At 65.2% G+C, this 12,570-nt stretch carries 11 protein-coding genes; 4 read left to right on the top strand and 7 right to left on the bottom strand.

Features of this window, described 5'->3' with window-relative positions:
- Window positions 1-8: 8 nt before the first annotated feature.
- The 3 genes from DT070_RS04670 to queA are packed head-to-tail and all read right to left on the bottom strand — an operon-like array spanning window position 9 to window position 3,530.
- Complete coding sequence (locus tag DT070_RS04670) at window positions 9-1,247, bottom strand: glycosyltransferase family 9 protein (protein ID WP_122957247.1); 1,239 nt, start codon at window positions 1,245-1,247, stop codon at window positions 9-11.
- A gap of 4 nt (window positions 1,248-1,251) precedes the next feature.
- On the bottom strand, window positions 1,252-2,415 hold the full coding sequence (gene tgt, locus DT070_RS04665) for a tRNA guanosine(34) transglycosylase Tgt (RefSeq protein WP_122954361.1): 1,164 nt from the start codon (window positions 2,413-2,415) through the stop codon (window positions 1,252-1,254).
- A 53-nt stretch (window positions 2,416-2,468) separates the two neighbouring features.
- On the bottom strand, window positions 2,469-3,530 hold the full coding sequence (queA, locus tag DT070_RS04660) for a tRNA preQ1(34) S-adenosylmethionine ribosyltransferase-isomerase QueA (protein ID WP_122954360.1): 1,062 nt from the start codon (window positions 3,528-3,530) through the stop codon (window positions 2,469-2,471).
- A 254-nt stretch (window positions 3,531-3,784) separates the two neighbouring features.
- On the opposite strand from queA, the gene recG reads away from it, so the two are divergent.
- The 4 genes from recG to ubiA all read left to right on the top strand — a co-directional run bounded on the left by recG (window position 3,785) and on the right by ubiA (window position 8,456).
- Window positions 3,785-5,935, top strand: a complete 2,151-nt coding sequence (gene recG, locus DT070_RS04655) for an ATP-dependent DNA helicase RecG (RefSeq protein WP_122954359.1) — start codon at window positions 3,785-3,787, stop codon at window positions 5,933-5,935.
- A gap of 47 nt (window positions 5,936-5,982) precedes the next feature.
- A complete protein-coding gene (locus DT070_RS04650; protein WP_122954358.1) occupies window positions 5,983-6,990 on the top strand; it encodes a hydrogen peroxide-inducible genes activator in 1,008 nt (335 codons plus the stop codon).
- Between the two features lie 91 nt (window positions 6,991-7,081).
- Window positions 7,082-7,582 carry a Dps family protein gene (locus tag DT070_RS04645; RefSeq protein WP_122954357.1) on the top strand — a complete coding sequence of 167 codons (501 nt, stop codon included), beginning with the start codon at window positions 7,082-7,084 and terminating at the stop codon, window positions 7,580-7,582.
- A 16-nt stretch (window positions 7,583-7,598) separates the two neighbouring features.
- The gene (gene ubiA / locus DT070_RS04640; protein WP_369973944.1) at window positions 7,599-8,456 is read left to right on the top strand and encodes a 4-hydroxybenzoate octaprenyltransferase; all 858 of its coding nucleotides are present in this window, start codon (window positions 7,599-7,601) and stop codon (window positions 8,454-8,456) included.
- 64 nt (window positions 8,457-8,520) lie between these two features.
- Here ubiA and DT070_RS04635 read toward each other — a convergent pair whose 3' ends face one another.
- From DT070_RS04635 to glpK, 4 genes are all read right to left on the bottom strand, one after another.
- Window positions 8,521-8,748, bottom strand: a complete 228-nt coding sequence (locus DT070_RS04635; protein ID WP_122954355.1) for a hypothetical protein — start codon at window positions 8,746-8,748, stop codon at window positions 8,521-8,523.
- A gap of 240 nt (window positions 8,749-8,988) precedes the next feature.
- Window positions 8,989-9,825 carry a pyrroline-5-carboxylate reductase gene (proC, locus tag DT070_RS04630; RefSeq protein ID WP_122954354.1) on the bottom strand — a complete coding sequence of 279 codons (837 nt, stop codon included), beginning with the start codon at window positions 9,823-9,825 and terminating at the stop codon, window positions 8,989-8,991.
- Window positions 9,826-9,831: 6 nt separating this feature from the next.
- Window positions 9,832-11,019 (bottom strand): esterase-like activity of phytase family protein, encoded by a 1,188-nt coding sequence (locus tag DT070_RS04625; protein WP_122954353.1) that lies wholly within the window; start codon window positions 11,017-11,019, stop codon window positions 9,832-9,834.
- A 48-nt stretch (window positions 11,020-11,067) separates the two neighbouring features.
- Entirely contained in the window at window positions 11,068-12,561 is a 1,494-nt protein-coding gene (gene glpK, locus DT070_RS04620; RefSeq protein WP_122954352.1) for a glycerol kinase GlpK, read from the bottom strand.
- Window positions 12,562-12,570: the final 9 nt, after the last annotated feature.

Raw genomic sequence — 12,570 nt, 5'->3', positions numbered from 1 at the left:
TGTAAGGTTCAGGGCGCTGCCAGGCATTCGCGCGCCTTGGCCAATACGGCTTCGGGTGCGATGACTTTCAGGCACTGGTTGTCGCCGTCGCAGTAAGACGAGCGGTGGTTGTAGGCGGTCAGGCAGGGCGAGCAGGGCCACTGGCTGAAAAAGGAATAGCACTGCGGCGTCAGTGGTGCGTACAGGCCCGGCGTTTCGGGGCCAAACAGCATCAATGTCCAGATGGGCGTCAGCGCCGCGAACTGCCCCGGCCCGCCGTCGTTGGTGACCAGCAGGCGCGCAATATGGAACAGCGCCAGCAGCTCCGAAATCGAGCGGGTGTAGCCCGTCAGGTCGATCACCGGGCTGCCGGGAAATGCGGTGTGCACGTTAGCCACCAGTTGTCGGGCCAGCGCCTGGTCGTCCTTCAGCCCGATCACGGCCACGGCGCAGCCGTCGGCCACCAGGCCTTCGCACAGCGCGGTGTACGAGGCCAGCGGCCAGGCGCGGATCGGCAAGATACCGCCGCCCGGATAGACCAGCACCAGCGGCTTGCCGGCAATTGCGGGGAAGTCTTGCGCCAGCCGGGCCTGGATGCCGGGCACCAGGGCCGCATCCAGTTGCACGTGCGGCGGAGGCTTGCCGGCGCCGGCCACCGGCAGGTTGGCCGGTAGTTTCGATTTGGGCACGGCCGTCGAATCGATCGCCCGCGCCAGCGTCAAAAACTGCGCGCTGATGTGGTGATAAGGGTTGTAGGGAACGGGCCGGTTGATGTGCGAGCCGCGGTACAGGCCCTCCTGCGTGTGGCGGTGAAAGCCCACGCGAATGCGCGCGCCGCTGGCATACGACAGCAAGCTGCTGATACGCGAGAACAGCTCGCAGTCAATCGCGACGTCGACATTCGCCCGGCGCAACTCGCCAATCGCCTTCCACAGGCTGGAGAGCAGGCCGCCCAGCGATTTGTCGTTCACCGTGTGTACGTTGGCCGGGTCCACCACCTTCATGAGGTCGAGGATCTCGCGATTCTTGCCGAAGAGCAGGGCATGCAGCGGGGCGTCGGGGTAGCGCTGCTTGAGCCGCGCAAACATGTCGTGCGCCAGCACCAGGCTGCCCATTTCCGACAGCAGGATCACCACGATGGCGCGGGGGGCCTTGTCGGCATCATGATCTTTGCGGAACGTGCGCACGATCGCATCGATGCCCGACACCGCCGCGCACAGCGGAATGCCGGCCCAGCGGTCTATCCAGCGTTGCAGGTTGATGTTCACGTCGTCAAACTCCCCGTTGCCGGTCGGCGCGGAACTGCGCGGTGAACTCGCCGAAGCGGCCGGCATCCAGCGCGTCGCGAACTTCCTGCATCAGGTTCAGGTAGTAATGCAGGTTGTGGATGCTCGACAGCATGGGGCCGAGCATTTCGCCGCAGCGGTCCAGGTGATGCATATAGGCGCGTGAGAAGTTCTTGCAGGTGTAGCAGCTGCAGGTCGCGTCCACCGGCTGGTCTTCGGTTTTGTAGCGCGCGTTGCGGATCTTCAGGTCGCCGAAGCGGGTGAACATGTGGCCGTTGCGCGCATTGCGGGTGGGCATCACGCAGTCGAACATGTCGACGCCAGCCGCCACGCCCTCGACCAGGTCTTCCGGCGTTCCCACGCCCATCAGGTAGCGCGGCTTGTGTGTGGGCAGGCGGTGCGGCGTGTGGGCCATGATGCGCTGCATTTCTTCCTTGGGCTCGCCGACGCTCACGCCGCCGATGGCGTAGCCGGGCAGGTCCAGCTCCACCAGTGCATCGAGCGATTCCTGGCGCAGGTTTTCAAACATGCCGCCCTGCACGATGCCGAACAGCGCGTTCGGGTTCTCGAGCTTGTTGAATTCGGCGATGCAGCGGCTGGCCCAGCGCAGGCTCAGCTCCATCGAGCTGCGCGCTTCGCTTTCGGTGGTGATATGGCCCTTGGTGTCGTAAGGCGTGCACTCGTCGAACTGCATCACGATGTCGCTGTTGAGCACGGTCTGGATCTGCATCGAGATCTCGGGCGTCAAAAACAGCTTGTCGCCGTTGACGGGCGAGGCGAACTTCACGCCTTCTTCGGAAATCTTGCGCATCTCGCCGAGCGACCAGACCTGGAAGCCGCCGCTGTCGGTCAGGATGGGCTTGTTCCAGCTTTCAAATTTGTGCAGGCCGCCAAACTGCTGCATCACGTCCAGGCCGGGGCGCATCCAGAGGTGAAAGGTGTTGCCCAGGATGATTTGCGCACCCATGTCGTGCAGCGACTGCGGCATCACGCCCTTGACCGTGCCATAGGTGCCGACCGGCATGAAGATGGGGGTCTGCACCACGCCGTGGTTGAGTGTCAGCTTGCCGCGCCGGGCATAGGAGCCGAGGTAGGCCCCGGCACCTTCGCCGGCCGGCGCGTCGGTCTTCAAAACTTCAAATTCGAGCATCTTGGGATTGTCGCAGGTGTGCGCAGGAGGATTCAGACGGCGTCAGGCGCGCCTCACGGGCGTATCAGAGGGGTTTTGCGGGCCAGCAACATGCTGTCGCCATAGCTGAAAAAGCGGTAGCGCTGCTCAATCGCGTGTTGGTACAGCGCCATGATGTGTTCATACCCCGAAAACGCGCTGACCAGCATCATCAAGGTGCTTTTGGGCAGGTGGAAGTTGGTCAGCAGCAGGTCGACCACGGCAAATTCAAAGCCCGGGGTGATGAAGATGTTGGTGTCGTTGCACTCGGGGCCGAATTTGGCATGCGACTCCAGCGCCCGCACGGTGGTGGTGCCCACGGCCACCACCCGTCCGCCCCGCGCCTTGCAGGCGGCAATCGCCTGCTGCGTGGCCAGGGGCACCTCAAAGCGCTCGAAATGCATGGTGTGGTCGGCGATGTTCTCGGCCTTGACGGGCTGGAAGGTGCCCGCCCCCACATGCAGGGTCACGCTGGCGCGCTGGATGCCGCGCGCCTCGAGTTCGGCCAGCACCGCCTCGTCGAAATGCAGCGCGGCGGTGGGCGCGGCCACGGCGCCGGGGTTTTTGGCAAACACCGTCTGGTAGCGCTGCTCGTCGTCGGCGGAATCGGTGTGGGTGATGTAGGGCGGCAGCGGCACGTGGCCGTGCTGGGCCATCAGCGCATAGGGGTCGCTGCTCAGGCGAAAGCGGTAAAGCGGCCCGCTCTCTTCGGGCCAGCGGCCCAGCAGGGTGGCGGTAAAACCGCCGTCCATTTGCAGCACCGCACCCGGCAGGGGTTTTTTGCTGACCTTCATGTGGGCGGCGACTTCATGGCCGGCATCCGCATGCGGCGACAGCACCCGCTCGATCAGCAGCTCGAGTTTGCCGCCGCTGGCCTTCTGGCCGAAGAGCCGCGCCTTGACGACTTTGGTGTCGTTGAACACCAGCAGGTCGCCTGGTTGCAACAGGCCGGGGAGTTCGGTGAACCGGCCGTCTACCGCCAGGGCTTCCCGGCCGTCGAGCAGGCGCGAGGCGCTGCGCTGCGCGGCGGGGTGTTGGGCGATGAGTTCTTCGGGCAGCGTGAAATCAAAATCGCTGAGGGTGAAATGGGGCTTCATGACCTAGAAACCGTAGTTGTATGCGCTCGAGTGTGCCGCCCGCGCTGCGCCGGGCAAGGCGCGACAACGCTGTGGGCTGTTGCCCACAAGGCGGAGCAACGCCGCATGGTGCTGTGCGGGTGGTGCAATCGGGTGCATAGCGTTTTTTTGCACAAGCTGAGTGCCAGCGAAGGATGGATGACGGTATTCAAGCGGATTCTGAGAGGTTGGAAAGCGGTCAACTGCGGGTTCCAGGTTGACGGCACAATTGTCCCATGTCGCCTCCCGGTGCCTCCTCCAGAAAAGCCATCCCACCCGAGGCCACGGCCGGGGACAAGGCCGCGCCCCGCGCGCAGCTTGAAAAAGCCCCGCCCAAATCCCCCGCGCAAAAAGCGCTCGAGAAAATGGGCCTGCGCCGCGACATCGACCTGGCGCTGCACCTGCCCCTGCGTTACGAGGACGAAACCCGCATCGTGCGGCTGGCCGATGCCCGTGACGGCGACCTGGTGCAGATCGAGGGGGTGGTGACGCACAGCGACATCGCCTTTCGCCCGCGCCGCCAGCTGCGCGTGACAGTGGACGACGGCAGCGGCAGCTGCGTGCTGCGGTTCATCAACTTCTACCCGGCTCACCAGAAAACCCTGAGCGTGGGCGCGCGCGTGCGGGTGCGCGGCGAGATCCGCGGCGGCTTTGTGGCCCGCGAAATGATCCACCCGGCCTTCCGGCTGGCGGGCGGCGAGTTGCCCGGTGCGCTGACGCCGGTGTACCCCACGGCGGCCGGCCTGCCGCAGAACTACCTGCGCAAGGCGGTGCTCAGCGGGCTGGCGCGGGCCGATTTGCGCGAAACGATTCCCGCCGAAGTTTTAAGCAAAAACATGCCGCAGCCCGCATGGAATCTACGCCAGGCGCTACAGTTTTTGCACCACCCGACGCCGGACGTGGCTCTGTCTACGCTGGAAGACCGCAGCCACCCGGCCTGGCAGCGCCTCAAGGCCGAGGAGTTGCTGGCCCAGCAGCTGTCGCAATTGCAGGCCAGGCGCATACGCGCGGCCATGCGCGCGCCGGCGCTGGACGGCCCCGCCATGCGCGGCACGCAGTGCACGCTGGAGGAGCAGTTGCTCGAACGCCTGCCGTTTCGCCTCACGGCCGCGCAGCAGCGTGTGTGCCGCGAGATTGAAGCGGACCTGAAAAAAAACATCCCCATGCACCGCTTGCTGCAGGGCGATGTGGGCGCCGGCAAAACCGTGGTGGCGGCGCTGGCCGCGGCCCGCTGCATCGACGCGGGCTGGCAGTGCGCCTTGATGGCGCCCACCGAAATCCTGGCCGAGCAGCACTTCAGCAAGCTGATCGGCTGGCTGGAGCCGCTGGGCATCAAGACCGCCTGGCTGACCGGCAGCCAGAAGACCAAAGAGCGGCGCGAGATGCTGGCGCTGATTGAAAGTGGCGCCGCCGGCCTGGTCATTGGCACGCACGCCGTGATCCAGGACAAGGTGAAGTTCAAAAACCTGGCGCTGGCCATCATTGACGAGCAGCACCGCTTCGGCGTGGCGCAGCGGCTGGCCCTGCGCAGCAAGATGACCGAAGGCGGCGAAGAGCCGCACCTGCTCATGATGACCGCCACGCCCATCCCGCGTACCCTGGCCATGAGTTACTACGCCGACCTGGACGTCTCGACCATCGACGAGCTGCCGCCCGGCCGCACGCCCATCGTCACCAAGCTGGTCAGCGACACGCGGCGCGACGAAGTCATCACGCGAATACGCGGCCAGCTCGCCGAGGGCCGGCAGATTTACTGGGTCTGCCCGCTGATTGAAGAAAGCGAATCCATCGACCTCGTCAACGCCACGCAGACGCATGAAGCCTTGAGCGCGGCCTTGCCCGGCGTGATGGTCGGGCTTTTGCATTCGCGCATGCCGGTGGCCGAGAAAAAAGCCGTGATGGCCTTGTTCACCAGCGGGGTCATGGGCGTGCTGGTCAGCACCACCGTGATTGAGGTCGGTGTGGACGTTCCCAACGCCTCGCTGATGGTGATCGAGCACGCCGAGCGTTTTGGCCTGAGCCAGCTGCACCAGCTGCGCGGCCGGGTCGGGCGCGGCGCGGCCGCGTCAGCCTGTGTGCTGCTGTATTCGACCGGTGAAGCTTCGCGGTTGGGTGAGATGGCACGTGAACGCCTCAAGGCCATGGCGCAAACCAACGACGGCTTTGAAATCGCCCGGCGCGACCTGGAAATCCGCGGCCCCGGCGAATTCCTGGGCGCGCGGCAGTCGGGCGCGCCGCTGCTGCGCTTTGCCGACCTTGAAACCGACGCAGCGCTGCTGGCCTGGGCGCGCAGCCTGGCGCCCACCATGCTGGACCAGCATGCAGAGCTGGCTCACCGCCACATCTTGCGCTGGCTGGGCGGAAAAGCCGACTACCTGAAGGCATGAGCCCTGCAGGGTGATACGGCAAGCGAGAAAAGCAGCACAATAAGCCCATGACGCTGACCGAACTCAAATACATCGTCGCTGTGGCCCGCGAAAAGCATTTCGGCAAGGGCGCCGATGCTTGCCACGTTTCGCAGCCCACGCTCAGCGTGGCCATCAAGAAACTGGAAGAAGAGCTGCAGGTCAAGCTCTTTGAGCGCAACGCCAACGAAATCACCGTCACGCCGCTGGGGGAAGAAATCGTGCGCCAGGCGCAGAGCGTGCTTGAGCAGGCTGACAACATCCGTGAAATCGCCAAACGCGGCAAGGACCCGCTGGCCGGCGCCTTGCGCCTGGGCGTGATCTACACCATTGGCCCTTATTTGCTGCCCGACCTGGTGCGCCAGGCGATCGCGCACACGCCGCAGATGCCGCTCATGCTGCAGGAAAACTTCACCGTCAAGCTGCTTGAAGAGCTGCGCACCGGCGAGATCGACTGCGCCATCCTGGCCGAACCCTTTCCGGATACCAACCTGGCGATCGCGCCCCTTTACGACGAACCCTTCATGGCGGCAGTGCCCAGCGCCCACCCGCTGGCTGCGCGCAAAAGCGTGACGGCCGAGGAGCTCAAGAAAGAAACCATGCTGCTGCTGGGTACCGGCCATTGCTTCCGGGACCACGTGCTCGAGGTCTGCCCCGAATTTGCGCGCTTTTCCAGCAGTGCCGAGGGCATCAGCAAGAGCTTTGAAGGCTCGTCGCTGGAAACCATCAAGCACATGGTGGCCGCGGGCATGGGCATTACGCTGGTGCCGCGCCTGGGTGTGCCCAAAGAGGCGCTTGCAGAGCAGGCCGCGGCCGCAAAGCCCGCGAAATCCGCCAAAGGAAAGCCCGCAGAAAGCCGCAACAAAGTGGCGGCGGAGCAGCCCTCGTTCATCAAATACCTGCCCTTCGAAGGCGATGTGCCGAGCCGGCGCGTGGTGCTGGCGTGGCGGCGCAGTTTTACCCGCTACGAGGCCATCGCCGCGCTGCGCAATGCCATCTATGCGTGCGAACTGCCTGGCGTCCATCGCCTGTCGTGACGTCGCCTATGGCGGGTATTGCGTGCGGCTGTTGCCGCCTTCACCCTGATTTCGTAAAGTTAAAACCTGATTTTTTAAAAAAGGAAACACCATGGCCAAGGCATCAAGCAAATCGGCACCTTCCATCAACATCGGCATCAGTGAAAAAGACCGCGCAGCGATCGCCAAGGGCCTGAGCCGCCTGCTGGCCGACACCTACACGCTCTACCTCACCACCCACAACTTTCACTGGAATGTGACGGGCCCGATGTTCAACACGCTGCACCTGATGTTCATGACGCAGTACACCGAGCTGTGGGCCGCGGTCGACCCGGTGGCAGAACGCATCCGCTCGCTGGGCCACCCGGCGCCCGGCTCTTACGCGCAATTCAGCAAGCTGGCTTCCATCCCCGATGTGCCCGTAGTGCCGCCCAAGGCGCTGGAGATGGTGCGCATCCTGGTGCAGGGCCATGAAGCCGTGGCGCGTACGGCACGGGAACTGTTCCCGCTGGCCGACAAGGCGAACGACGAGCCGACGGCCGATTTGCTGACGCAGCGCCTGACGGTGCATGAGCAAACGGCCTGGATGCTGCGTTCGCTGCTTGAAGACTGATGAGCCTTCCGGCTTGCTGAAGCAAAAACTCGATCTCTACCTGCAACTGATCCGCTGGAACCGTCCGGCGGGCTGGTTGCTGCTGCTGTGGCCTACGTTGTCGGCGCTGTGGGTCGCCTCGCACGGCTTTCCGGGTTGGCACCTGGTGGCGGTGTTCACCCTCGGAACCATCCTGATGCGCAGCGCGGGCTGCTGCATCAACGACGTGGCCGACCGGGAGTTTGACCGCCACGTCAAGCGCACGGCCCAGCGGCCGGTGACGAGTGGCGCGGTGTCGGTGCGCGAGGCGCTTGTCGTCGGCGCCGTGCTGGCGCTGCTGGCTTTCGGGCTGGTGCTCACCACCAACACCGTCACCATCGCCTGGTCGTTTGCCGCGCTGGCCGTCACGCTGGTGTACCCGTATGCCAAGCGCTATGTCTCCATGCCGCAGGCGGTGCTGGGCGTGGCGTTCAGCTTCGGCATTCCGATGGCGTTTGCGGCTGTCCAGTCGCGTGTGCCGCTGCTGGCCTGGGTGCTGCTGCTGGGCAACCTGTTCTGGGTGATTGCCTACGACACCGAATACGCCATGGTGGACCGCGACGACGACCTGAAGATCGGCATGAAAACCTCGGCCATCACCCTGGGGCGTTTTGATGTGGCGGCGGTTATGCTCTGCTACCTGTTTTATGTGTCGATTTGGGCCTGGGCCCTTGCTGGTATTGTGCAGTCAGCTATCTATTTGATAGCGTTGGGCGCGGCTTTGGCGCAGGCGCTGTGGCATGGCTGGCTGATCCGCAAGCGGGAACGCGAAGACTGCTTCAAGGCGTTTCGCCTGAACCACTGGCTGGGGTTTACGGTATTTGCGGGGATCGCGTTGTCTTACCTGGGCCGATGACCCGAAACGACCGCCCATGAAAAAAGCCCGCACTTGGCGGGCTTTTTTGTTTGCGTCGGTGTGATCAGACGGCTTTCTTGGCCTTGGCTTTAGCCTTGTGCTTGGCCTTCTTGGCTTTTGCCTTGGCAGGGGCGGCGGCTTTTTTCTCAGGGGCAGCGGCAGGGGCTGCTGCGGGTGCAGCTGCTGGTGCAGCGGCGGGAGCGCCGGTTTGGGCCGATGCCTGCGTGGAGATCACGGCCAGGGGCATGGCGAGGACGGCGGCGCTGATGAGGGTGGACAGAAGTTTGTTCATGTGAAGCTCCGGATGTTAGAAAAGTTGTAACGCGACTGCTGCCGGGGTTTGCCACACCGTGTGGTTCAAGACAGGCTGCACGTACGCCCCTGTTCAACGTTTGCGCCTGCCGGGCGGTTGACCAGCCCCTGTGCCGGCCTGTGCCGGGCCTGCTGTTTTCGGGGCTTGGATGGTTTGCTATAAAAAATATAGCTATAAGTCCAGGCGTTGATTGGGCTGGAGGCTTTTTTTGCTTAAACCTCAGGTGTCACCGAACTCGTCGCCCAGCTCCGCCGCTCGCTGGCGGGCGGCGTGGATGGCGCGCATGAACTGCATCTTGACGCGATCCTGCTCCATCGAGGTCAGCGCAGCGTAGGTGGTTCCGCCTTTGGAGGTGACCCGTGCGCGCAACTCCTGCGGGGGCTCGTCGGAGGCCTGCGCCAGCGCGGAGGCGCCCACAAAGGTGCCGATCGCCAGCCGGCGCGCCTGGTCCGCAGACAGGCCCATGTCGGCGCCGGCTTCGATCATCGCCTCGATGAAATAAAACACATAGGCCGGGCCCGAGCCGGACAGCGCGGTGACCGCGTCCAGCTGGGATTCTTCTTCCAGCCACAGGTAGTCGCCCGTGGGCCTGATCACTTTTTCGACCGCCAGCCGGTCGGTGTTGGTGGCGGCTGTGCGTGCAAACAGTGCCGTCATGCCCTTGCCTACCAGCGCTGGCGTGTTGGGCATGGCGCGCACCACGCGGTGGGTGCCCAGCCAGTTTGCGATGCTGCTGGAGCGCACACCGGCCGCTACGCTCAGGTGCAGCGCCGCCTGGGTATGGGGCTGCGTTTGCAGTGCTGCCTCCTTGAAGGTCTGCGGCTTGACGGCCCAGACCACCAATCCGGTGCCGGCCAGCGATGCGCCCGGCGCTTCATGCACCTGCACACCGAACTGCTGCGTGAGCCTGGCGCGTTGCTCGGCAAAAGGCTCCACCACCTGGATCTGGCCGGCGGGCAGCCCCTGCTTGATCAGGCCGCCGATGATGGCGCTGGCCATGTTGCCGCCGCCTATGAAGGCGATGTGGTCGTTGCTTGCGCGGGGAGTGGAAGTCATGCGTTGTCAGTCCAAAAATTCAAAGGCCAGCCACTGGCTGATTTGCCGGGAACTGAAATTGTCGTCGCTAATGAAGACCAGGCTGCGATTTCCGTTCGGCAGCACCGGGCCCCAGGCCATGCCCTCGGTGTTGTCCAGGCGCTCCAGCCGGGGGCCGGCGCCCGGGCCGGTGAAGGCGGAAAAGTCGGCCATCAGGGTTTTGTCGACCGCACGGTAGGCGCCAGGCTGCAGAACAGGCGTTGCCAGCGTGTCGGAACCTTGCCGCGTATCGACCAGGTACAGGCGCAGCGAATTGCCGGTGTCCGGGCCCCAGCCGGCCATGTAGGCCCGCTCCAGCACCAGCATGCGGTCGGCATCGAGCATCAAAATTTCCACCACGCCGTTGTCGGCATGGGCGGTGGGCGGCCTGGCTGCGCGCGGGATGGCGTCGGGCACATAGGCGATTTGCCGCAGGGCTTTTCCGGTGGCCAGGTCGATCTGCGTGAAGCGGCAGGGGCCGCCCGGCGCCAGCACCGTGGGCACGGGCCCATCCTCGCGCAAGGCGTTTTCCATGGCGAGCCAGGCTGTCTTTCCATCGGGCGTCAGGGCCAGGCCTTCCAGCGTCAGGTTGCCGCGCGGGCCCTGAGTGAGCTGGAAGTCGAACATCGCGGGCAGCGAAAACTCGCGCACCAGCGTGCCGTCAGGGCGTGTTTCACGCAGCGCCGGCGCTGCGCCTGTGAGCGCGTGGCCTTCGCTCGTCCAGAGCACGGTCCGGCTGCCGGCCCGCCAGCGGATGGATTCAGGGTCCGGCACCTGCCGGCCTTGCAGGGCGGAAGAAGGGTAGGCGCTGCCGTCGGCCTGGCGCAAGGTGGTCACGCCCAGCAACTCGGGCGGGCCCAGGCTGTCCATGCCCAGCGCGATGCGGGCGGTGTAGAAGCGCGCGGGGTTGATGCTGGAGCCGTCGTCGCTGATCAGGTAGTAGAGGTCATTGGCCGCGTCATAGTCAATGCCAGAGAGCCCGCCCACCGTGGTGCCCTGGAACTGCAGGCGGTGCGCGAAGCGGGATTCACCGATCAGGCGCAGGCGCGTGCGGGGCGGCTGATCCGGTGCGGCGACGGGTTGCCGCGCCCTGCAGCCAGTCAGGCCCAGAACCGCGGCCGCGGCGGTTCCGAGCACCAGCCGGCGCCTTGAGAGGGAGGTGGCAGGGATGTCCATGCGGCCAGTCTAGCGACCGCGCTTGCCGGGAATGTGACAGGGCTGCGTTTACTGCAGCACGGTCTGCCGCACCGCCTGCTCCCACCGGGCCATCAGCTCGGCGGCCCGGTCTGCGCCCAGCGTGGGCAAAAACTTGCGCTCGGCGCGCCACATGCCCGAGAGCTCGTCAATGTTGCCGTACACGCCGCTGGACAGTCCCGCCAGGTAGGCGGCGCCCAGCGCAGTGGTTTCGATCACGGCCGGGCGGATCACCGGGATGCCCAGCAAGTCGGCCTGGAACTGCATCAACAGGTCGTTCACGCAGGCGCCGCCGTCCACCCGCAGCTCGGCCACGGGCGCGGCGCCGGCGCCGACCGCGTCGCGGCTCATGGCCTGCAGCAAGGCGGCGCTTTGGTAGGCGATGCTTTCCAGCGCGGCGCGTGCGATGTGGGCCACCGTGGTGCCGCGCGTCAGGCCGGTGATGGTGCCGCGTGCATCGGGCTTCCAGTAGGGCGCACCCAGGCCGGTGAAGGCCGGCACCATCATCACGCCGCCCGAGTCGGGCACGCTTTCGGCCAGCGCCTGCACTTCGGCACTGCCCTTGATGGCGTGCAGGCCGTCGCGCAGCCACTGCACCACCGCGCCGCCGACGAACACGCTGCCTTCGATGGCGAATTGGGTTTTTTCGGAGGGTTGCGCTGCGCTGGTGGTCAGCAGCCCGTTGTGCGAGGTCTGGAACTGCCCGCCGGTGTGCATCAGCATGAAGCAGCCGGTGCCATAGGTATTTTTGGCCATGCCGGCCTTGAAGCAGGCCTGGCCGAAGAGGGCGCTTTGCTGGTCGCCGGCCACGCCGCCGATGGCCATCGCATGGCCCAGCAGTTCGGGCTTCACGTCGCCGTAATGCGCGCTGGACGGCAGCACCCTGGGCATAAGCGAGGCCGGAATGCCCAACAGCTCAAGCAGCTCGTCGTCCCACTGGTTGGCGTGCACATTGAACAGCATGGTGCGTGAGGCGTTGCTGACGTCGGTGGCATGCAGCGCGCCGCCAGTGAGCTGCCACATCAGCCAGCTGTCGATGGTGCCGAAAGCCAGCTCGCCGCGCTCGGCCTGGGCACGTGCGCCGGGCACGTTGTCGAGCAGCCATTTGAGCTTGGTGCCGGAGAAGTAGGCGTCGATCAACAGGCCGGTTTTGGACTGGATCAGCTGTTCCTTGCCTTGTTCGCGCAGTGCGGCACAGGTGGCTTCGGCGCGCCTGTCCTGCCAGACGATGGCGTGGTGGATGGGCTGGCCGGTCTTGCGGTTCCAGACGGCGGTGGTTTCGCGCTGGTTGGTGATGCCCAGGGCGCGGATGTCGCCGGCCTTGATGTTCGCCTTGGCCAGCACTTCGCGCGCTGTCGCCAGCTGGGTGCGCCAGATCTCGTTGAGGTCGTGCTCGACCCAGCCAGGCTTGGGGTAGATCTGCGGCAACTCCTGCTGCGCCAGGGCCACGATGTGGCCGTGTTCGTCAAACACGATGCTGCGGGAGCTGGAGGTTCCCTGGTCGAGGGCAAGAAGGTAGGTCATGCGCGTGAG

It is taken from the genome of Polaromonas sp. SP1, assembly GCF_003711205.1.
Taxonomy (GTDB): domain Bacteria; phylum Pseudomonadota; class Gammaproteobacteria; order Burkholderiales; family Burkholderiaceae_C; genus Polaromonas.
Note: the sequence above shows the minus strand (reverse complement) of the source record. Positions and strands in the feature narration are given on the sequence as shown.